The organism is Nitrosophilus kaiyonis (genome assembly GCF_027943725.1).
In the GTDB taxonomy this organism is placed as follows: domain Bacteria; phylum Campylobacterota; class Campylobacteria; order Campylobacterales; family Nitratiruptoraceae; genus Nitrosophilus_A; species Nitrosophilus_A kaiyonis.
Map to the genome: position 1 here is coordinate 1,599,621 of NZ_AP025696.1, position 20,624 is coordinate 1,620,244.

Sequence of the window (20,624 nt, forward strand, 5' to 3'; positions counted from 1 at the left end):
TTTATTAAAAACTTAAGGGAAAAAATGTTCATCCATACTGCTCTTTATGCTGAAGCAAAACCAATTATAGAGTTTTTAAATTTAAAAAAAGTTGATGATCCTTTTTTTAATATATATAAAAATGAAGAGTACATTCTTATAGTTTCTGGAATAGGAAAAATTTTAACTGCAATATCCCTTTCTCATATTTTTACAAAATATAACAGTTTTTCAAATAAAGTTTTAAGTATAGGAATTGCAGGAGCAACTAAAAATTTACCAATTGCAAAACTTGTAAATGTAAACAAAATTATTGATAAAGATACCCAAGCAGTATATTTTCTAAATGATTTAAAAAATTTAAAAAACTCTTCTCTTACAACTTCATCAAGACCTCTGCATAATGCAAAAACTGATCTTGGAGATATGGAAGGAAGTGCAGTTTATAAAACTGCAAAAGTTTATAAAAAAGAGGCAATAATATTAAAAGTTGTATCAGACTATTTTGAGCCTGAGAATTTTGAAATAAAAACTGTATATGATTTAATATCAACTAATATCAATGATATACTCAATGTTTTAAGAAATTTTTAGTTATTATTTCAAAAAATTTTGAAAGGATATAATGACTCTTCAAAAAAGTGCTACAGTAGTTGCAAGTGCTGTTGCAACAATATTGGTAATTATTAAACTTGTTGTTGGAATTTTAAGTGGATCTGCTGCTGTTTTAGCAAGTGCAATAGATTCAATTCTTGACATTGCAGTTTCTATGTTTAACTATTTTGCACTCTCAAAAGCAGAAAAAGCACCAACTGAAAAATTTAACTATGGTCTTGGAAAGATAGAAGCTTTAGCAGCTGTCATTGAGGGAACAGTTATTACAATTTCTGGATTATTTATATTTTACAAAGGCTTGATTAATATCATAGAGCACAAAAAGATAGAATATTTAGATAGCTCCATTTTAGTAATGATAATATCAATTATATTAACAGGTGGACTTGTTATATTTTTAAACAGAGTTTATAAAAAAACTAAAAATATGGTAGTAAAATCTGATGCTTTGCATTATAAAACTGACCTTTTTTCAAATTCAGCGGTTTTAATTTCCTTAGCAATTATATATTTTACAAATTGGCATTTTATAGATGGAATTTTTGGTATGGCTATAGCACTTTATATTATAAAAGAGGCATATGAGCTTATAAAAGAGGGAACCTTAATGCTCCTTGATGTATCTTTAGAAGAAGAAATTGTTGAAAAAATAAAAGATGTTATAACAAATCAGCCAGAGGTCACAGGTTACCATTATTTAAAAACAAGAAAATCTGGAAGTGATAATTTTGTAGATGTTCATATTGTTTTTACTCCTGATATTTCTCTTTTAGCAGCACATCGTGTTTCTGATAGAATTGAAGAGGAGATAAAAAAGATTGATCCAAATGCAAGATGGCATTTTACAATACATTTAGATCCATATGATGATTTTGAGATGCATGAGCATTAGTCGATAGTCAATAGTCCATAAAAAAGCTAAAAAATAATTGTAAATTCGCTCGCTTTGCTTTCTTGATTTGCTTCAATGTAAACCAGCTGCTCGATGTTCGCCACAAAATTCCTTGAATTTTGGACTCACATATACTCGCAGCTTTTCGCAAAGACACGGAGGATAAGCAGTTATCCTCCTAAAAGCCTTCGGCTTTTGTCTTTGCTCATCTTGCAAATTCTATAGCTCTATTTTCTCTAATAACATTTACTTTTATTTCACCAGGATATTGAACAGAATTTTCTATCTCTTTTGCTATCTCTTTAGAAAGTAAAACTGCTTCATCATCATTGATAAGTTCAGCATTAACTATAACTCTTACTTCTCTTCCTGCATTTATAGCATAAGCTTTTTTAACTCCTCTTTTGCTTAAAGCTATCTCTTCTATTGCTTGGACTCTTTTTAAGAAAGCTTCTAATACCTCTCTTCTAGCCCCAGGTCTTGCAGCACTTAGAGTATCAGCAGCACAAACTGCTGCAGCTTCTACAGTTTTTGGCTCTTCATGACCATGGTGTGCATATATCGCATTAATTACAACTTCATTCTCTTTATATCTTTTACAAATTTCTGCTCCCAAATCAACATGACTTCCTGCATACTCATGGGTTAAAGCTTTTCCTATATCATGTAAAAGTCCAGCCCTTTTTGCTAAAACTTCATCACCACCCATTTCAGCAGCCATAATTCCAGCGAGATATGCAACTTCTAATGAATGTCCAAGTGCATTTTGTCCATAACTTGCTCTAAATTTCAATCTTCCAATGAGTTTCAATATTTCTGGATGAACTTGTCCAATTCCAAGATCAATAACAATATTTTCACCCTCTTCTAATAGTTTTTGGTCAAACTCATTTTTAACTTTTTCATAAATCTCTTCTATGCGTGCTGGCTGAATTCTTCCATCCTCTACTAAAAGCTCTATAACTTTAGTAGCTATTGCTCTTCTATATAGATTAAATGAACTTAAAATTATTGCATTTGGGGTATCATCTATTATGATATCTACTCCTAAAAGCATCTCAAGAGTTTTAATATTTCTACCCTCTTTACCAATAATTCTTCCTTTTAAATCATCACTTGGTAAATTTACAACATTTATAAGTCTTTCAGCCGCAAATTCTCCAGCATATCTTGTTGTTGCTTGAGCTAAAATATAGTTTGCTTTTCTTTTTGCCTCTCTCTTTGCCTCTTCTTCATATTTTCTAACAATATGTGCAATATCCGCACGTGATTCCTCTTCAGCTTTTTTAAGAATTAGCTCTTTTGCTTCTTCCAAAGTTAAACCTGCATGCTCTTCAAGGATTTTTATCGTTTCTGCTAATTTTTTCTTATATTCTTCTTCTAATCTTTTTGCCTCTTCTTTTAGATTTAAAGCCTCTTCTCTTTCAGCTTTAATCTCTTGTCTCTCTAAAGTAATATGCTTTAATTCATCCTTAAACATCTGTTTTAGAGCTTCTTCTTTCTCCATAAGCTCTTTAAAACGTTTATCATACTCATTTTGAAGTTTTTCAACTTTATCTTCATACTCTTTTTTTACTGCAAGTTCAGCCTCTTGAACTTTCATTTTTGCATTTTGTAATACAATCTCAGCCTCATGCTCTATAGCTTTAGCTTTTGCACGTGCTTGCTCTTCGTAAAGTTCAAATTTACTTTTTTCTACTTTTTTTGCTATTAAATATCCTGCAGCGCCACTTATTATAGCGGCAGAACTTCCTACCAATATCTCTACCCACATCCGATTCCCCTCTTATAATTATTTCTTTCGGGGTAATATATAAATCTCCTAAAACATCATAACTATCTGTAATTTTAGAATATGTTAAGCATCTTTTTAATTCTACAAATATTATCAATGGTCTATATGATAGATTTGCAAAGAATCTATCATACATCCCTTTTCCAAATCCTACTCTTCTAAAGTCCCTGTCTACCCCGATAACAGGAACTATAGCAATATCAAGTTTTGATAATTTATAAAAAGAGTTCGCAGGCTCTTTTATATTAAATTTTTTGGTTTTTAGAGGCAATCTGTATTTTACCATTTTAAAACTTTTGCCTTCCATAAATGGAAGAAATAGATTTTTGTTTTTTCTATATTTTTTAAAAAGTACTCTTATATCTGGCTCATGTATCATCGGCATATAAAAAAGTATATTTTTTACATTAGTTGAAATAATAATATCTTCTATAATTTGATTAATTTTCTTACTAAATACTCTTCTTTCATATGATGTAATTAAATTTAGTTTTTTTAAACAAAAATTTCTAAATTCACTCTTATTATTAAAAACAGCCATTTTTTAACCTTAATAATATATAATTACAATATTTTATCAAAAGGAATATAATGAGATATATAAAATCTGTTTTTACTATTTTTTTAGCTGTTTTTTTATTAACAGGATGCTCTAAAGAGAGCCAAAAAATCAAAAAAGCAGAACAATCACAACAGCAATCTAATGAAAAGAAAAAATTTGAACTTGAGTTACAGGATATAAATGGTTCAAAAATATCTATAAAAGTTAATGAAAATGGTATAAAAATTGAAAATTTAGATAATAAAATTGTAATGCTTGATTTTTTTGCCACATGGTGTCCACCATGTAAAGCAGAAATTCCTCATCTTGTAAATATACAAAATAGATTTGGTGATAAGATAAAAATAATAGGAATTTTATTAGAAAAAGATAAAAATATTGGCGAGTTAAAAAGATTTATTCAAGAGTTTAAAATAAACTATTTTGTTTCTAATTCAAAAGACAATTTTGAAATAGCTAAAATCATTTATGCTGCAGTGCAAGCTCCAAGGAATATGCCTATACCATTGATGGTAATATTTAAAGATGGAAAATATAAAACTCACTATTTAGGTGCTGTACCTGAAGAGATGATAGTTAGTGATATAAAAAATATTTTAGGAGAATAAATGTTTGGTTTTTTAAAAAAAGGGCTAAAAAAGACTATTGATAATATAAAATCTGTTTCCCCTAAAAAGAAAAAATATGCCACACCTGAAGAGATTGAAGAGATATTAATTGAAGCTGATGTTGAATATGACATAGTTGAAAAGATAGTTGAATCCCTACCTCAAAAAGTAAACAGAACAGTATTAAAAAATGACCTTTTATATTTTTTTACACCAGTTGAGAAAAAAGAGATAGATGTAAAACCTTTTGTTGAATTAATACTTGGAGTTAATGGAGCTGGAAAAACTACTACTATTGCTAAACTTGCTTACAAATATAAAAATGAGGGAAAGAGTGTTATGCTTGGAGCTGCAGATACTTTTAGGGCTGCAGCTATTGATCAGCTTAAAAAGTGGGCTGAAATTTTAAATGTTCCAATAGTTTTTACAAAACAAGGACACGACCCATCAGCAGTAGCATACGATACAATTGAATCTGCAAAAGCAAAAGGAATTGATAGAGTTTTAATTGATACTGCTGGAAGGCTTCATACTCAATCAAACTTAGCTGAAGAACTAAAAAAAATAGTTAGAGTATGCTCAAAAGCAATGGAAGGAGCTCCACATAGAAAAATACTTGTTTTAGATGGTACACAAGGAAATTCTGCTATAAATCAGGCAAAAGCATTTAATGAGATGGTAGGAGTTGATGGAATTATTATCACAAAACTTGATGGAACTGCAAAAGGTGGAGCAATAATTAGTATAAGCCATGAATTAAAACTTCCTATTTTATATGTTGGAGTTGGTGAAAAAATGGAAGATTTAATAGAATTTGATCCAAATGAGTATGTAGATACTATTTTAGATGCAATTTTTGAAGCAGAATAAAAATGGCAAAAAAGAAAAAATTTTTTGAGTGTCAAGCTTGTGGATTTAAAAGCAGCAAATGGATGGGCAAATGCCCTAATTGCGGAGCATGGGATTCATTTATAGAATTAAATGAAGAGCAGATTGATTTTATTAAAAAAACAAAAACTCTATCAACATTTAAAGCCTCTCCTATTACAGAAATAAAAGAGGATCAAATAACAAGATTTTCAACAGATGATGAAGAGCTAGATCTAGTTCTTGGTGGAGGAATTGTTCCTGGAAGCTTGGTTTTAATTGGGGGAAGTCCAGGAGTTGGAAAATCAACACTTTTATTAAAAATGTGCTCAAATATTGCAAAAAAAGGTAAAAAAGTATTATATGTCAGTGCTGAAGAGTCAGCTGGACAGATAAAATTAAGAGCAAATAGAATTGAAGCTAATCATCAAAATTTATATCTTCTACCAGAAATTAAACTTGAAAATATAATATCTGAAATCTCTTCACAAAATTATGAACTATTGGTTATTGATTCTATTCAAACAATATATACTGAAGAAGTAACTTCTGCTCCAGGAACAGTATCACAAGTAAGAGCAGTAACATTTGAGCTTATGAGAATTGCTAAATCAAAAAAGATATCAATATTTATTATTGGACATATTACAAAAGAGGGATCAATTGCAGGACCTAGAGTATTAGAACATATGGTAGATACAGTGCTGTATTTTGAAGGGGAGTCTTCAAAAGATCTTAGAATTTTGAGAGGTTTTAAAAATAGATTTGGAAGTATTAGTGAGGTTGGAATTTTTGAAATGACAAAAAAAGGTCTTGTAAGTGCAAAAAATATCTCAAGTAAATTTTTCAATAGGAAAAAAACTCAAGCTGGTTCTGCCCTTACTGTTATTATGGAAGGCTCTCGCCCATTAATTATAGAAGTCCAAGCACTGGTAAGTGAAAGTGGATATGCAAATCCAAAAAGAAGTGCAACAGGCTTTGATTCAAATAGATTAACAATGCTTTTAGCATTACTTGAAAAAAAGTTAGAACTTCCCTTTAATCAATATGATGTTTTTGTAAATATTTCAGGTGGAATTAAAATAAATGAAACTGCAGCAGATTTAGCAGTAATAGCAGCAATCTTAAGCAGTTTTAGAAATAGAGTCATTAATCGTGAAACAATATTTTTAGGTGAAGTTGGTTTAACAGGTGATATTAGAGAAATTAGTATGTTGGACAATAGACTAAAAGAGGCCCAATCCCAAGGATTTAAAAAAGCTATTACGCCTGCTAATCCTGTTGAAAATTTACAAATAAAATGTTATATTGTTGATGAAGTTTCAAAGATTTTAGATTGGATGTAGATTGATATAAATTTAGTTAAGACGGTTTAAAATGGTTAAGTGGTTAAGTAGTGAAGTAGTGAAGTTGTTTTTATTTCGCTACTACTCAACCATTTTGACCTTTTTAACCACTCAACAAAAAAACAACTAAGCCAATTTAACTTTTTTAACAAATATAACCAAATGAGGAGTTTTTATGAGTAAGCCAAAAGCTCATATACAAATGGAAGAGAGATATGCAAGATTAGAAATTGATTATGATAATTTAGAAGAGAAAAAAGCTATATGTAATTTCGTAAATGATTTGATAGCGGTTCATAAAATTTCTCCTCAAATCACAGTTGAACCTAAAACAACTGAAACTGGAGAATATATTATAGAATTTCATGATGATTATGACAAAAAAGCTGGTGATTTTTTTGAGGATTTATTAAAAAAATTAGATATTAAAAAGTGTGATTGATATAGTTAGTTAAAATTGTTTAGTAGTTAAGTAGTAGAGTGGTCGAGTAGTTTTTATTTCATTATTACTCAACCTTTTTAACTTTTTTAACCACTCAACTTTTTTTTAACTAAACTACCAATCCAAATATAAAAATAGGCTTGAAAGAAAATAGTTAGCTGCAAATATAGTCATAGCACTATAAACAACTGCTCTAGTAGTTGAAAGGCCCACCCCTCTTGCACCACCTCTTGTAAAATATCCTATATATGTTCCAATACAGCTAATCAAATATCCAAAAACAAAAGCTTTAATAATACCCGTTCCAATATCACTAAATTCAAGATATGTTGTAATAGTATCTTTATAAGATGTAGGATTTACACCAAGAGCCATTGTAGATATAAAATATGCACTAATATTTCCTATAAAAACAAACATAATAACCAAGAGAGGTAAAGATATAGTTGTTGCAATTATTCTTGGTATTATTAAATATTTTTTTGAATTTATTGCCAATGTATCTATTGCATCTATCTGCTCAGTTACTCTCATGGTACCAAGTTCTGCTGCCATTGCACTTATAGCACGCGAAACTAACATCAAAGCACCAAATACTGGACCTAACTCTTTTGAAATAGAAACAAAAATAGTATATCCCATAAAATTCTCTGCTCCAAATTTATGAAAACCGTGATAAAGCTGAATAGCTTCTACAAGCCCAGTAAAAAGAGCAGTTAAAGATATAACAAAAATTGATCCTACCCCTATTATTTCAATCTGTTTAAATGTCTCTTTAAATCTATAAGGAGGTATAAAAAAAAGAGGTAAAAGTTTTATCTGAAATATTAAAAAAGCACCAAATTTTTCTAAACTTTTATAAAATTGAACAAAAGGAAGACCTAAATAATAAAATATTGCTTGCATTTAATACCTTTTAGGAATTAGGAATTGGGATTTTAGTTGAGTAGTTTTTATTAAATTACAACTCAACCATTTTAACTTTTTTAACCACTCAACTAATTTAACTTATTTCTAATTCTAAGCAAATTTTATCAAAACAATGTTAAAATAAAGCAAAAAAGGTGACTATGATAGGAGTAGATTTAGTAAAAATTGAAAGAATAAAAAAAATGATTGATAAGTTTGGAGAAAAGGCATTAAAAAGATATTTAAATGATAATGAAATAAAAATGGTTAAAAAAATTGAAAGTGCAGCTGGATACTGGGCTGCTAAAGAGGCTATCGCAAAAGCTTTAAAAACAGGAATTGGAAAAGAGCTAAATTTTAAAGATATTGAGCTTTATAAAGAAAAAAGCGGCGCTGTTAATTTCAAATTGCCCGAAAGATTTATAAAAAAATATAATATATGTGATACTTCACTATCAATTTCTCATGATGGAGGATTTGCTATAGCTGTTGCGGTTATAGAGTCATCCTCCAGCCACAAATGTTAACATCTCAATTTTATCCCCATTTTTTGGATGATAATTATCCCAATTCTCTTTTTTTACAATATTCATATTAACTGCTATTGCCATAACTTTATCTTCAATTTTCAATTCATTTAATATATCTTTCAATGTAATATTCTCTTTAAACTCTTTTTTTTCACCATTCACTATAAGTTTCATTTACACTCCCCCTTTGTTACATACTTTAAAATATTCACAACTGCCCATCTGTGCTTTGCATAAGCAAGGTTACAGGGATTTGCTCCAAGATTATTTTTTAAATTTGGATCAGCACCGTGATCTAATAAAAAATTTATTATATCGATATCCCCTGTATAAGCTGCTTGATGAAGAGGAGTTATACCAAAACTGTTTTTTTTATTTATATCTGCTTCGTTTAATACTAAATATTTAACAATATTTAATCTTCTTTGACCAACTGCATAATGAAGGGGAGTTAGACCATTATTATCTTGGATATCAATATCAGCATCATTTTTAATCAACAGTTTTACTTCATCTAAATCTCTTATCTTAACTGCAATATGAAGTGGCGTAATTCCAGCTTTACTTTTTGCATCAATATCTACTCCATTTTTCAAAAGCTCTTTTATCTTTTTAATATCATGATTAAAAACAGCTTCATGCAAAGGTGTCCAACCATTAACACTATCTGCAAATGAAAAGATAGCAAGAGTTAAAATTAATAATATTTTTTTCATTATATTTTTCCTATCACTTTTTTTATAAATTATAACATATTTTATTAATAAATAATTTTTCTATTTTATAAAACTTGCCATTTTAAATCTTTCGCCCATCATAGTTGGATTTATGAGAGTTTTAACTTTATTTGCCTCTCTTAGATATGCATTAAATCCTTTTTTCTCTTTAACTATCTCTAATAGGTCTAAAATACCAAAATCAACCAATGCAACAAGTTGCGTTTTGAAAGAGTCTTTTTTAAATCCTGCATTTTCAAAAGAGTCAATCAAATAAGAAAAATTAACATCATATGTAATATCGCTTTTTTTATATACCTCTTTTAAATTTAACTCTTCATCAAATAGTGGATAAACCTTATGCTCTTTATATACTCTTATGGAAAAATCTTCTCTTACTTCTAAATCTCCATAATCAAAAGTTAAAAAATAGCACTTTTCAAATGCATTTGCCATATCCTTTGCAAACTCTTCATATCCTATGGCAACTTCACCTTTTATTTGATGATATTTAGAGGCAATTTTTTCAATATTTTTATTCATCTCTTTCCAAACTATTTTAAAATCATCAACATATGCCATTTTACCTTTAAATATTAACTCACAAGGGAATGCATCAAATATCTCATTTGCAACAACAAAAGCCTCTTTTTTATTAACCTCTTTTAGACTTTTGTAATGATTTAGCTTTATTACATCTCCAAAGCTTTGTTTAAAATACTCTTCTTGAGTTTTTCTTAGATTTTCAAATGGCTCAATGATATTAAAAGAGAGTGTTTTTAAAAGTTCTGGTTTTAAAGTATAGATAAATTCAATAATATCTGCTAAAAGATATCCTTGATGAGCCCCTATTTCAAAGATAGCACAATCTTTAGATAAAACACCATTTTCAATAAGTTTTATCAAATGATTAGCAATAGCCCCACCAAAAAATTTGCTAACACTTACAGCAGTATAAAAATCCCCCTCTTTTCCTATAGCTTTAAAGTTTGCATAATATCCATCATATGCATAAAGCCACTCTTGCATAAATTTACTAAATCTAACCATTTACAACTCTTTTATAAATTTCAAGAAGATTTTCTTGTTTTTCTATTTCATATATTTTAATATCAATTTTTCTATTATCAAGTGAGTTTTTTAAAGTATCTACATCATAAATTGTCTTTTCTCCAGCTTCATATCTGCTTTTTGTATCTTGTAATAAAGAGGAATAAAGCTTAATATCCTCTTTTGCAAGATTGATTTTTTTATCAAGTATTTTTATCTTTTTCAAGGTAATTTCATATCTATTTAGCTCTTCTCTTTTGTTATCTATTTTTAAAATTTTAGATTTTAAAAAATCTAGTTTAGTAGATTCTATATTTCTAAAAGAGTTTATATCAAAAAGAGGCATAGTTATTTTAAATCCATACTCTTTGTAGCTCTCTTTTCCTGAAGGCATAAATAAAGCTGCTTTATTTTCTATCTCATTATAACTTGCAGTTAATGAAAATGATGGAAGATATCGTGCAATTGTCATATTTTTAAAATACTTTTTTACCTTCTCATCCTCTTTATATTTTTTTATAGCTATATTCTTTTCTAAGTATTCATCTTTATTTATAATGGTAAAATGAGGAAGTTTTATATTATCTGGCTCTTTGTCGCTAATATTTTTAAAATTTTTATATATCTCATTTAAACTATCTTGTAATTCAAGCAGTTTTAATTCCTGTTGATTTTTATTTAAAATTGCTTGGTCTAAAAATGAGCTATCCAAAAATCCGCTTAGATACTGCTCTTTTTTCCTTAAAACATCAATTTTTGCATTTTCAATCAACAGTTTTTGTTTTTCTATCATTAGCTTTGTTTTATAATATTTATATAAAAGATCTAAAGCTTTTGCAATTAACTCTTTTTCTCTCTCTTTAATTGATAATTTAGAAAATTCTTTATTTGCATCGGCATATTTTATAGCAAAATATATCCCGCCACTTTTAAAAATAGGCTGATCTATACTTATTTTAAAGCTTTTTGTTTCAGAGTTTAGTCCATATTGATCATTTTTTGTTTTAATATAGCTCATATTTATAGGATTTATCCAAGAATCTCTTAATTTTTTCGATTCAACCTCACTTTTTTTATAATCAATATCAAACTCTTTTTGTTTTAATGATGAAAGTATAGATTCATCACAATATAAAAGTGAAAAAGAAAAAAGTATAAAAATCTTTTTTTTCATTACTGCTCCAAAGATTTTATAGCTTTTTCAAATCTTTCAATTCCTTCATTAATCTCATCTTTAGATATAGTTAATGGAGGCAAGAATCTTACAGTATTTCTACCAGCTTTAAGTACCAATACCCTATTTTCAAAAGATTTTTGAAGTAGTTTTGATTGAATATCTGCACTTTTTGCTCTTAAGCCTCTCATAAAACCGATACCAACCTCTTTTTCAAAAAGATTTTCATATCTTTTTGCTATTTCTTTTAACTTATCTTCAAAATATATCATCAATTCATCAAGCCTTCCACTATTTTTATACTCTTCTAAAATATCTATAACTTCATTTGCTGCTCTTGTACTTAAATAATTTCCTCCAAAAGTGCTTCCATGATCACCAGGTTTAAATATATCTTTTAAACTTGTCATAATTGCTCCAATTGGCACTCCACCGCCAAGACCTTTAGCAAGTGTTATAATATCTGGCTCAATCTCATATAGATTGCTTGCAAGAAGCTCTCCTGTTCTATAGATTCCTGTTTGTACTTCATCAACAATGAGTAAAACATCTTTTTCTTTTAACATTTTTGCTAAATTTTGCACTTTTTCTTTGTCTTGAGGCTCTACCCCGCCCTCTCCTTGAATAAGCTCAATCATAACTGCAACTGTATGCTCATCAATCAATTTTTCAATCTCATCAATATTTTCTGCATATACAAATCCATCTGGAAATGGACCAAAATAGTTATGCATAGCCTCTTGACCTGTTGCTTTTAAAGCAGTAATTGTTCTTCCATGGAAAGAGTGTTTTAAAGTTATAATTTTATATCTTTTTATCTCTCCATCAACTTCACCATATTTTCTTGCTATCTTTATAGCTCCCTCATTTGCCTCAGCCCCACTATTTGCAAAAAATAGCCTCATATCATATCCGCTTAATTCAACAAGCCTTTTGGCCAAAATCGCTTGAGGCTCGATAAGATATAGATTTGAAATATGGATAATATTTTTTGCCTGCTCACATATAGCTTCACTTAATCTTTTATTTCCATGTCCAACACTAACTACTCCAATACCACTTGTAAAATCTATATAATCTTTTCCCTCTTCATCATAAAGAGTTGCATCAATACCATTTTTAAAATTTACATAATTTCTTGCATATGTATGAAGAACATATTCTAAATCCATCTCTTTTAGTGTCATATTTTCTTCCTTATCTTAATTTTCACCTCTTGAAAAATTGCATTATTTCCATAATTATCTGTTTTTGACGGTGTTAAAAAGTTTACTTTTTCATTTCCGCTATATGCTAAGATTAAATTTTCCTTTAAATTTTCATCAACTCTTACTTCAAATTCAGCCTCTCCGTACCTGCTTGTTGCTATGACAATATCGCCATCTTTTAGTGTTGTTGATGGATGGACATATAAAAAGTTATCCCTTTTAAATTGAGAATTTAAAGATGTTTTGCATTTTGGAGTTATTAAATAAAATCCCTCTTCTTCATGGTCAAATTCATCTTCTACCTCATCCAAAAAGCAAAAAAGTCCAGCATCTGTATAAAAATCATCGCTATATGGATTTTCCATAAATGATGGAAGTTTATAATAATCTCCATCTTTTATTAACTGTTTTTTAAAATGCTCTATATATTCATCTTCATCTTTTAGGCCATCAAAATTAAATCTTTTAAACATCTCTTTAGTAAACTCATATTCGCTTATAGCTTTATCATTATCTTGCAGTTTTGGCATTAACTCTACATATTCATGGCCATAGCTAAATCTAATATCTTTCTTTTGCAAAAAGTTTTTAGCTGGAATTACTAAATCAGCCAATTTTGCTGTCTCATCCATATATAATCCAAACACTACGCTAAAACTATTTTTTAATCCCTCTATTACCCTTTTTGAGTTTGGCATAGTAACAACTGGATTGCTTCCTTGAATAAATACAACATCAAACTTACTAAAATCAACAACAGCCTTTTGCACTCTTTTTGCTTCAACCCTAAATGGATCATCTAAATTAACAGCAGTATCTCCTAAAAATGAAACTCCGCAACCCTCTTTTCCAAAAAGTCCAAGCATTGCAGCAAGAGAGTCAATCATTCTTACAACTTCTGTTCCATGAGAATATTTTTGAACACCATTCCCAACTAAAATAACTGTTTTCATAGAGCTCATAAGCTCAGCCAAAGTTGCAACATCAAGCACATCAATACCAATCTTATCAACTGTAGGAACAATTCTGTATGTTCTTATAAAATCTGCAAAAAACTCATAATCTTCAGTTTTATTTTCAATAAACTCTTCATCCTCTGCATTTTGCATATAGATAAATCTTGCTAACATACAAGCAAGCTCCAAATCTGTTCTTGGATTGATTTGCAGATGCATAGAGGCTCTTTTTGCTATATCTGTTTTAACAGGGTCAATCACTACAACCGTTTTTCCGCTTAAAAATGGCAAAATATGAGAGTTTGTAGAGGTTATATTTCTACCCCAAACAATAACAAGCTCACTCTTTTTGATTTGAGAAATTGGCAAAATTAGATTTTTCCCTCTTCCCTCAATAATACCAAGCTGGCCAGCAGCATCGCATAAACTACCCTCAGTAAAAGTTGCACCAATTTTGCTAAAAAATAGATCAGTTACATTTTGCATCTTTCCAACATTACCACTTCCTCTAAAAAAAAGAGTATTCTTTGATGATTTTAACCTCTCTTCTAAAATATCTAGAGCCTCTTTTATTGAGATTTTCTCGCCTTTATAATAAGCACTATTGAGTTGTGGATAATTATAATAATGATTTAGTTTATAGCAAAGATGGCCTTTTGTAATAGGATGGTCTTTATCTCCTTTTAATTTCTCTTCTACAACTATGCTACAAGCATCATAACAATCTAAAGGACAAGCTGTTTTTTTCATTTTATCTCCACTTTAATTAATTTTGAAAATAGTTTTGGTCTATTTAATAATATTTCAGCTCTATAAGCCGAGATATGAATTGGGTCTGAAATTTTAAAAAGTTTATAAAATTTTAAATCTGTTTTTTTCCCGTTTATATATATCTTTTTATTTTCAATATTTTTCATCTCATCTTTATCAAGATATATAACAACTTTTGCTTTTGATATATCTGCAACATCTACCAAAGGTGAGCCAAAATTTACAAAATCTCCTCTTTTAACATATATTTTATATATATATCCATCAATTTTTATACTCTTTTTATCTAAAATATCTTTTGTTTTTTCTATATTTAATTTTATATCATCAATTTGAATCTGTAAATTTTTTATCTTCTCTTTTTGTGATAGATAAAGATTGTATGTATTTAGATAATCGCTTAGTTTTAAATCTTTTTCAAATTTTGATTTTGTTTTTAGATTTTTTATTCTGTTGTAGTTATCTTTTTTAATTTCATTAAGTTTTTTTAAATTTTTTAGACTCTCTTTTTCAATTTTCAAAATATCTTCTAAATTTTTTAGCTTATTTTGCAAATCTATTAGAGTTTTTTCATCTATATAGCTATCTATTTTTATAATCTCTTTATTTTTTACACTTTTGCCTTCTAAATCTATCAAACTTTTTACAACTTTTCCGCTAACTGCTGATTTTATTGAATATATCTCAAAAGGTTCAACTTTTGCAATATGCTCTGCAGCAAAAACAGTACAAGAAAATAAAAAAATTACAAAAAATATTTTTTTCATATAAGCTCCATTAAATAGTAGTGGATATTTTACTATAATAATAAAAAAATAATATTTAGGAAAACCATGGAAAACAAAACTATTTTTATAAAAGCACAAGAACTTAAGAAAAAGCTAAAAAAAGAGATTTTTGGACAAAATGAAGCAATTGAAGAGGTTGTTGATGCATTAATTCATATAAATTTTTCTCCAACAAAACAAAATTTCAAAGCTCTTTTTACCTTTTTAGGGCCACATAACAGCGGAAAAGTATATCTTGCAAAACTTTTAGCAAAATATAGTGATGAGTTTGACAATATAAAAATTTTTGATATGGCTGAATTTACAGATCCAAATGATCAAAAAAAGCTGATAGGAGAGAATGGCTCTTTAACAAATTTTGTAAAAAAATATCCAAATTCTATAATTGTTTTTAAAGATATTGATAAAGCTGACAATGTTATACAATTAGCAATATTAAACTATATAAAAGCACCATATGAAGAGAGTGGTGTTGATTTTAGTAATATTTTAATTATTTTCACATCAACTCTTGGCTCAAACTATATAAAAAGAGAGGACTTTTTATCTTTTTATAAAAAGGATAAGTTAAAAGCTGAAGCAAAAATCATAGAATATATAGCAAAAGAGAAAAAAGTTATTTATGATTTAGTTGAAAATGCAATAGATCCAGAACTTTTATCAACAATTGTACAAAATTACATAATTTTATTTAAACCATTAAAAATAGACTCTATTTATAAAATTGCCCAAAAAGTATTAAACGAAACTATCAAAATTTTTAAAGAAAAAAGTAAAATTTCTATAGAGATTAAAAATAGTAAAGATTTCATAAAACTTATTGTTTTTAGCTTTTCTCCATATATAAATGCAAGAAGAATCCATAAAAAATTACCAGATTTTATAATTGATCTTATTTATACAAATATTACAAAACATAACATAACCCCTAAAAAAACTGTTTTTGAAGTAGATAAAGAAGCTTTAAGTTTTATTGATAAAATTAAAGATGAAGAGGAGTTTGTAAAAGATATAATAAAAAGAAACGAAAGTGTTGAATTAAAATTTGATTCTAAAATAAAAGATAATATTTTAGATATTAGTATAAAAAAAGCAACAAAAAAGAGACTTCCTCTTTATATCTCTCCATATGAAAAACCAGCACTTTTATACTCAAATATATCTTTTGATGATGTTGCTGGACAAAAAAGTGTTAAAAAGAGTTTAAAAGAGATTATTGAAGTTTTAAAACATCCAAACTTAATAAAAAAATTTTCAATAGATATGCCAAAAGGAATGCTTTTATACGGCCCAAAAGGGGTTGGGAAAACCCTTCTTGGATTAGCTTTTGCAAAAGAGGCAAATCTTCCGTATATCTATTTAACTGGAAGTGACCTTTTTGATGAAAACCTAATAAGAGTTGCTTATGAAAAAGCAAAAGAGTTTGCACCAGCTATTATATTTTTGGATGAGATAGATACAAAAGGTTTGATTGAGGGTGTTTATACAACAATGCCACCTGAAACTTTAATAAATGAGCTTGATTCTTTAAACCAAGAAGGGAAAAATTTTGTTTTTACAATAGCAACAGCTATAAATAAAGAAGATATCAATAAAAATATTATAGCTCCAGGAAGAATTGATATATTTGTTGAGGTTCCAGAGCTTGATATGGAGGCTAGAAAATTTTTTATTAAAAAGATTTTAGAAAAACCAAATGATGGAAAAATAGATATTAATAGAGTTGCAAGGTATATGTCTGGAATGAGTGGATATGAGATGCAAAGAGTTGGAAAAGAGGCTGCATTATATGTAATTAGAAAAAATTTAAAAGTCATTACTGAAGATATTTTAATTGAGCAGATAAACAATATAAAATATGGATATAAATTAGAGAAAAAAAGAATAAGAAATATTGAAAAAGATCTTCACAAAACTGCCTATCATGAGGCTGGACATGCTGTTTTAAGCTATATTTTGCTTCCAGATATAAAAATAGAGCAAGTAACTATTACTCCAAGAGCTGAAACTTTAGGATTTGTTTCATATACAGACCAAGAGTTTATTACCAATATATCAAAAGAGGAGCTTTTTAATGATGTATGTGTTGCTCTTGCTGGACGTATAGCAAAACTAAAAAAATTTCCAAAAGAGGGAGAAGATACAGGAGCATCTCAAGATTTAGAGCAGGCAACCTGGGAAGTATATAATGCAATTGCAAATTTTGGAATGGATGAAGAGATAGGATATGTAAATATAGATACATTAAACCAAAATGTTAGCAAATCTCTATTTAAAGAAAAACTTGAAGAAAGGATATCCTATTGGATACAAGAGGCAACTAAAAAAACAAAAAATTTGGTTGATAAATATTGGAATAAGATAGAAAAAGTGGCAAATGAGCTAATTAAAAAAGAGATTATCGATGGGAATGAGCTTAAAAAAATTATGGAAGGCTCTTAAACCATTCCAATTCATCAAGCTTCTCCCAAGGATACTCTTCATATCCAACTTGTCCACGAGCAGCAGTTTGGACATAAGTAAAACCATTTTTTATAGGTTCATCAAGTCCAAATTTTTTTGTAATCCAAAGAGGAGTTAAAGGAAATCTATTCTTTATCAAATCTGAAAGCTCTTCATCTTTTAATTTTGTTTTGGATGTTCCTAATGTATTTACAGTAACAGAAAGAGGTTTGGCTATTCCTATAACATAGGATATTTCAACTACTGCTTTTTTAGCAAGTCCTGCTGCTACAATATGTTTTGCAATCCATCTTGCAGCATAAAGTCCACTTCTATCAACTTTTGTATAATCTTTTGAACTTTGAGCACCACCACCAACTGGAGCATAGGCTCCATATGTGTCAGCAACTACTTTTCTGCCAGTCAAACCTGAATCCGCAATAGGACCGTGAATAACAAATTTACCTGTTCCATTTATGAAAAATTCAGTTTTTTCATCTATCATATCTGTAAATGAAGCCTGTTTAAATATAAGCTCTTTTAAATTTTTTCTAATATCTTCTTCATTAAAATCTTTTGAATGTGATTGAGCTATTATAATTTTATCCACTCTTTTTGGAATATTTTTATCAAAGTTTTCTTTACTCTCATAATCAAGTACAACTTCAGTTTTTAAATCAATACCAAAAATATGTGGATTCAGTTTTGCATTATTATATAAAATATCTCTGAGTTCTCTTGCCATCATCAAAGCTGCTGGCATAAAATCTTCTCTCTCATCTGTTGCAAAGCCTATCATCATTCCCTGATCACCAGCTCCAATTTCTCCTTCTTTATCTACTCCTATACTTATTTCAGGAGATTGTCTGCTTATGTAAACTTCATAATTTAAATCTTCAGGAAAAATTGTTTCATTTTCACTAAATCCTTTTTCAGGATATCCAATATATTTTAAAGCCTCTTTTGCGCAGTTTATATAAAAATTTTTATCTATATTTTTATCAATTTTTACCTCACCACCTATTATTACATTTTTACCAACTACAAAAACTTCAGTTGCAACTCTAGCATTTTTATCAAGTTTTAATAACTCATCCACAATTCTATCTGCTATAATATCTGCACACTTATCCGGATGTCCTGGAGAAACTGACTCTGAAGTATATAAATACATACTACTCCTATTTAATTTTTGGTATTATAACATGAGAGTTTACTATAAAAAAACAAAGGGGAAAATATGACTCAAGAACAACTTAATGAATTTAAAGAGATTTTAGAAAAAAGAAAAAAAGAAGTAGAAAATGAGCTTAAAAATATAAGAGCAGAAGTCGAAAGTATGATAGGAGATGATGCTATTGATGATATGGAGGATATGGCTGTATTAGAAAACACAGATAAAGATAACCAAGCTATTATTAAAAGACTAGAAGATGAGTTAAAAGATATAAATGAAGCTCTATTAAAAATAAAACAAGGAACATATGGTAAATGCAAAGATGGAAGCGAAATTTCTATCGATATTTTATATGCAAATCCTCTTCATAAATGTTAAAGGAAAATTATGACAAAGAGCTTTGATGAATATAAGGATAGATTAAAAGAGATTGTAAAATCAAAAGGTTTAAAATATTCAACTCAAAGAGAAGAGATTTTAAAAGTTTTATATAATTCAAATAAACATCTATCACCAGAAGAGATATATAATGAAGTTAAAAAAATAAATCCTTCAATAGGACTTGCAACAGTATATAGAGCTTTGTCATTTTTAGAAAATGAAGGATTAGTTAATTCAATCTCTTTTGGTGCCGAAGGAAAAAAATATGAATTAAATAGAGGTTCTCATCATGATCATATGATATGTCTAAATTGCGGAAAAATTATCGAATTTTATGATGAAGAGTTAGAGAGATTACAAGAAAAAATTGCAAAAAAACATAGATTTAAATTAATTACACATGAACTTAATATGTATGGTTTATGTGAAGATTGTACAAAAGAGGAGTCTTAACTCCTCATTATTTTTTTATGATGCATTATCCAATGAAAATACATTGTTAAAACAAAAAATGGAGTAAAAAAAGAGATAATTGGAATAAAATTCAATACCGATGCTGTTAATGCAATACTCCAAATAATTAATCTATGATGTTTTAATTCATCAAAATCATAATCCGCACAAAACATTGAACAAACTCCAAGAAATGCTGATTCTTTATATAACCAAGTCCATAAAAACCAAATAATTAAAAAATTTGCAAATGGAATAAATAAAACTGGAACTGCAGCTAACATAAAAACTATAAAAAGAAAAATATCTCTAGATAAAATAGCAAATGCAAAATTGGATTTTATATTGTTTTGTGAGTCAATATCAGGATAGTGAATATCTTTTAATGTTGATAAGTATGGCTCTTTATATATAAATACAACTAAATATAGTGTTATAACAAAAAAGTTATAAAAAATATAAATAGCCAAAAGGTAAGAAATTCCTTGATCCACAGTTTCAAAAGGCAGCCATGTCAAAAGCTTTTTTATTTCTTCATATATAAGATTCCATTTAAAAATGATAACTGCAGACCAAAAAACTGATATCATTAAAATCAATAATACATTTAAAAATTCATAAAATCTACTTTCAATATTCTTATAGAAAAAATTTGTAAAAAGTCCTATTATAAAAGCATATGTTATCATTGTTGCTAAAAACCATATAAAAAATGAGATAATAAAAGCACCATTTGCACGTATTATTGAAAATGGTATCCAAGTTATTATTTTATATGTATATGATGTAACTACATCCCACAATAACCATCCTATCCCAAACCATAATAACAAAACCGGAATGCCTGTGATTAAAGCCAATTTAATACTATCAGTTGTCAATACATCTTTTATAGATTTCACAAAAAAATAGTTAAATTTGACCATATTAAGCCTTTTATATTTTATAATTTCTATAATGATA

The 20,624-nt window shown here is 28.3% G+C and carries 22 protein-coding genes; 10 read left to right on the forward strand and 12 right to left on the reverse strand.

Features of this window, described 5'->3' with window-relative positions:
* Positions 1-24 precede the first annotated feature (24 nt).
* On the forward strand, positions 25-573 hold the full coding sequence (locus tag QML81_RS08375; RefSeq protein ID WP_281950979.1) for a hypothetical protein: 549 nt from the start codon (positions 25-27) through the stop codon (positions 571-573).
* 31 nt (positions 574-604) lie between these two features.
* Complete coding sequence (locus tag QML81_RS08380) at positions 605-1,486, forward strand: cation diffusion facilitator family transporter (RefSeq protein ID WP_281950980.1); 882 nt, start codon at positions 605-607, stop codon at positions 1,484-1,486.
* 205 nt (positions 1,487-1,691) lie between these two features.
* On the opposite strand, the gene rny is transcribed toward QML81_RS08380, so the two are convergent.
* Both rny and QML81_RS08390 read right to left on the reverse strand, forming a co-directional pair.
* Positions 1,692-3,260, reverse strand: coding sequence for a ribonuclease Y (gene rny, locus QML81_RS08385; RefSeq protein WP_281950981.1), 1,569 nt, complete (start codon positions 3,258-3,260; stop codon positions 1,692-1,694).
* Positions 3,172-3,822 carry a 5-formyltetrahydrofolate cyclo-ligase gene (locus tag QML81_RS08390; protein WP_281950982.1) on the reverse strand — a complete coding sequence of 217 codons (651 nt, stop codon included), beginning with the start codon at positions 3,820-3,822 and terminating at the stop codon, positions 3,172-3,174. Before QML81_RS08390 ends, rny begins: the two co-directional genes overlap by 89 nt.
* Before the next feature lie 50 nt (positions 3,823-3,872).
* Here QML81_RS08390 and QML81_RS08395 point away from each other — a divergent pair, with 50 nt between their 5' ends.
* The 4 genes from QML81_RS08395 (at position 3,873) to QML81_RS08410 (ending at position 7,106) form a co-directional block, all read left to right on the forward strand.
* The gene (locus QML81_RS08395) at positions 3,873-4,451 is read left to right on the forward strand and encodes a TlpA family protein disulfide reductase (RefSeq protein ID WP_281950983.1); all 579 of its coding nucleotides are present in this window, start codon (positions 3,873-3,875) and stop codon (positions 4,449-4,451) included.
* On the forward strand, positions 4,452-5,321 hold the full coding sequence (ftsY, locus tag QML81_RS08400) for a signal recognition particle-docking protein FtsY (RefSeq protein WP_281950984.1): 870 nt from the start codon (positions 4,452-4,454) through the stop codon (positions 5,319-5,321).
* Positions 5,322-5,323: 2 nt separating this feature from the next.
* Positions 5,324-6,664, forward strand: a complete 1,341-nt coding sequence (radA, locus tag QML81_RS08405) for a DNA repair protein RadA (RefSeq protein WP_281950985.1) — start codon at positions 5,324-5,326, stop codon at positions 6,662-6,664.
* 175 nt (positions 6,665-6,839) lie between these two features.
* A complete protein-coding gene (locus QML81_RS08410; protein ID WP_281950986.1) occupies positions 6,840-7,106 on the forward strand; it encodes a hypothetical protein in 267 nt (88 codons plus the stop codon).
* Positions 7,107-7,220: 114 nt separating this feature from the next.
* Here QML81_RS08410 and QML81_RS08415 read toward each other — a convergent pair whose 3' ends face one another.
* Positions 7,221-8,012: an MlaE family ABC transporter permease gene (locus QML81_RS08415; RefSeq protein ID WP_281950987.1), complete on the reverse strand. Its 792-nt coding sequence runs from the start codon at positions 8,010-8,012 to the stop codon at positions 7,221-7,223.
* 164 nt (positions 8,013-8,176) lie between these two features.
* On the opposite strand from QML81_RS08415, the gene acpS reads away from it, so the two are divergent.
* Positions 8,177-8,542 carry a holo-ACP synthase gene (gene acpS / locus QML81_RS08420; RefSeq protein ID WP_281950988.1) on the forward strand — a complete coding sequence of 122 codons (366 nt, stop codon included), beginning with the start codon at positions 8,177-8,179 and terminating at the stop codon, positions 8,540-8,542.
* Here acpS and thiS read toward each other — a convergent pair.
* Genes thiS through QML81_RS08455 form a run of 7 tightly spaced genes read right to left on the reverse strand, consistent with a single transcriptional unit; the run spans position 8,519 to position 15,187 of the window.
* Complete coding sequence (gene thiS, locus QML81_RS08425) at positions 8,519-8,719, reverse strand: sulfur carrier protein ThiS (RefSeq protein ID WP_281950989.1); 201 nt, start codon at positions 8,717-8,719, stop codon at positions 8,519-8,521. The genes acpS and thiS overlap by 24 nt on opposite strands.
* Positions 8,716-9,261, reverse strand: coding sequence for an ankyrin repeat domain-containing protein (locus tag QML81_RS08430; protein ID WP_281950990.1), 546 nt, complete (start codon positions 9,259-9,261; stop codon positions 8,716-8,718). The genes thiS and QML81_RS08430 overlap by 4 nt, the downstream gene beginning before the upstream one ends.
* A gap of 60 nt (positions 9,262-9,321) precedes the next feature.
* The gene (locus QML81_RS08435) at positions 9,322-10,311 is read right to left on the reverse strand and encodes an SAM-dependent methyltransferase (RefSeq protein ID WP_281950991.1); all 990 of its coding nucleotides are present in this window, start codon (positions 10,309-10,311) and stop codon (positions 9,322-9,324) included.
* Entirely contained in the window at positions 10,304-11,485 is a 1,182-nt protein-coding gene (locus tag QML81_RS08440; RefSeq protein WP_281950992.1) for a TolC family protein, read from the reverse strand. Before QML81_RS08440 ends, QML81_RS08435 begins: the two co-directional genes overlap by 8 nt.
* On the reverse strand, positions 11,485-12,672 hold the full coding sequence (locus QML81_RS08445; RefSeq protein WP_281950993.1) for an aspartate aminotransferase family protein: 1,188 nt from the start codon (positions 12,670-12,672) through the stop codon (positions 11,485-11,487). The genes QML81_RS08440 and QML81_RS08445 overlap by 1 nt, the downstream gene beginning before the upstream one ends.
* Complete coding sequence (locus tag QML81_RS08450) at positions 12,669-14,399, reverse strand: molybdopterin-containing oxidoreductase family protein (protein ID WP_281950994.1); 1,731 nt, start codon at positions 14,397-14,399, stop codon at positions 12,669-12,671. The genes QML81_RS08445 and QML81_RS08450 overlap by 4 nt, the downstream gene beginning before the upstream one ends.
* Positions 14,396-15,187: an HlyD family secretion protein gene (locus QML81_RS08455; protein ID WP_281950995.1), complete on the reverse strand. Its 792-nt coding sequence runs from the start codon at positions 15,185-15,187 to the stop codon at positions 14,396-14,398. Before QML81_RS08455 ends, QML81_RS08450 begins: the two co-directional genes overlap by 4 nt.
* A 66-nt stretch (positions 15,188-15,253) precedes the next feature.
* On the opposite strand from QML81_RS08455, the gene QML81_RS08460 reads away from it, so the two are divergent.
* Positions 15,254-17,650 (forward strand): AAA family ATPase, encoded by a 2,397-nt coding sequence (locus tag QML81_RS08460; protein WP_281950996.1) that lies wholly within the window; start codon positions 15,254-15,256, stop codon positions 17,648-17,650.
* On the opposite strand, the gene metK is transcribed toward QML81_RS08460, so the two are convergent.
* A complete protein-coding gene (gene metK, locus QML81_RS08465) occupies positions 17,634-18,824 on the reverse strand; it encodes a methionine adenosyltransferase (protein WP_281950997.1) in 1,191 nt (396 codons plus the stop codon). The genes QML81_RS08460 and metK overlap by 17 nt on opposite strands.
* A gap of 66 nt (positions 18,825-18,890) precedes the next feature.
* On the opposite strand from metK, the gene QML81_RS08470 reads away from it, so the two are divergent.
* Positions 18,891-19,205, forward strand: a complete 315-nt coding sequence (locus QML81_RS08470; protein ID WP_281950998.1) for a TraR/DksA family transcriptional regulator — start codon at positions 18,891-18,893, stop codon at positions 19,203-19,205.
* Between the two features lie 9 nt (positions 19,206-19,214).
* Positions 19,215-19,661 carry a Fur family transcriptional regulator gene (locus QML81_RS08475; protein ID WP_281950999.1) on the forward strand — a complete coding sequence of 149 codons (447 nt, stop codon included), beginning with the start codon at positions 19,215-19,217 and terminating at the stop codon, positions 19,659-19,661.
* Here the strand turns inward: QML81_RS08475 and QML81_RS08480 are convergent.
* Positions 19,658-20,587 carry an EI24 domain-containing protein gene (locus QML81_RS08480; protein WP_281951000.1) on the reverse strand — a complete coding sequence of 310 codons (930 nt, stop codon included), beginning with the start codon at positions 20,585-20,587 and terminating at the stop codon, positions 19,658-19,660. The two genes, QML81_RS08475 and QML81_RS08480, sit on opposite strands and share 4 nt — an antisense overlap.
* Positions 20,588-20,624 lie beyond the last annotated feature (37 nt).

Coding starts and splice junctions, on each gene's coding strand:
- QML81_RS08375 (WP_281950979.1), top strand. CDS start 25: ATGTTCATCCATACTGCTCTTTATGCTGAAGCAAAACCAATTATAGAG.
- QML81_RS08380 (WP_281950980.1), top strand. CDS start 605: ATGACTCTTCAAAAAAGTGCTACAGTAGTTGCAAGTGCTGTTGCAACA.
- rny (WP_281950981.1), bottom strand. CDS start 3,260: ATGTGGGTAGAGATATTGGTAGGAAGTTCTGCCGCTATAATAAGTGGC.
- QML81_RS08390 (WP_281950982.1), bottom strand. CDS start 3,822: ATGGCTGTTTTTAATAATAAGAGTGAATTTAGAAATTTTTGTTTAAAA.
- QML81_RS08395 (WP_281950983.1), top strand. CDS start 3,873: ATGAGATATATAAAATCTGTTTTTACTATTTTTTTAGCTGTTTTTTTA.
- ftsY (WP_281950984.1), top strand. CDS start 4,452: ATGTTTGGTTTTTTAAAAAAAGGGCTAAAAAAGACTATTGATAATATA.
- radA (WP_281950985.1), top strand. CDS start 5,324: ATGGCAAAAAAGAAAAAATTTTTTGAGTGTCAAGCTTGTGGATTTAAA.
- QML81_RS08410 (WP_281950986.1), top strand. CDS start 6,840: ATGAGTAAGCCAAAAGCTCATATACAAATGGAAGAGAGATATGCAAGA.
- QML81_RS08415 (WP_281950987.1), bottom strand. CDS start 8,012: ATGCAAGCAATATTTTATTATTTAGGTCTTCCTTTTGTTCAATTTTAT.
- acpS (WP_281950988.1), top strand. CDS start 8,177: ATGATAGGAGTAGATTTAGTAAAAATTGAAAGAATAAAAAAAATGATT.
- thiS (WP_281950989.1), bottom strand. CDS start 8,719: ATGAAACTTATAGTGAATGGTGAAAAAAAAGAGTTTAAAGAGAATATT.
- QML81_RS08430 (WP_281950990.1), bottom strand. CDS start 9,261: ATGAAAAAAATATTATTAATTTTAACTCTTGCTATCTTTTCATTTGCA.
- QML81_RS08435 (WP_281950991.1), bottom strand. CDS start 10,311: ATGGTTAGATTTAGTAAATTTATGCAAGAGTGGCTTTATGCATATGAT.
- QML81_RS08440 (WP_281950992.1), bottom strand. CDS start 11,485: ATGAAAAAAAAGATTTTTATACTTTTTTCTTTTTCACTTTTATATTGT.
- QML81_RS08445 (WP_281950993.1), bottom strand. CDS start 12,672: ATGACACTAAAAGAGATGGATTTAGAATATGTTCTTCATACATATGCA.
- QML81_RS08450 (WP_281950994.1), bottom strand. CDS start 14,399: ATGAAAAAAACAGCTTGTCCTTTAGATTGTTATGATGCTTGTAGCATA.
- QML81_RS08455 (WP_281950995.1), bottom strand. CDS start 15,187: ATGAAAAAAATATTTTTTGTAATTTTTTTATTTTCTTGTACTGTTTTT.
- QML81_RS08460 (WP_281950996.1), top strand. CDS start 15,254: ATGGAAAACAAAACTATTTTTATAAAAGCACAAGAACTTAAGAAAAAG.
- metK (WP_281950997.1), bottom strand. CDS start 18,824: ATGTATTTATATACTTCAGAGTCAGTTTCTCCAGGACATCCGGATAAG.
- QML81_RS08470 (WP_281950998.1), top strand. CDS start 18,891: ATGACTCAAGAACAACTTAATGAATTTAAAGAGATTTTAGAAAAAAGA.
- QML81_RS08475 (WP_281950999.1), top strand. CDS start 19,215: ATGACAAAGAGCTTTGATGAATATAAGGATAGATTAAAAGAGATTGTA.
- QML81_RS08480 (WP_281951000.1), bottom strand. CDS start 20,587: ATGGTCAAATTTAACTATTTTTTTGTGAAATCTATAAAAGATGTATTG.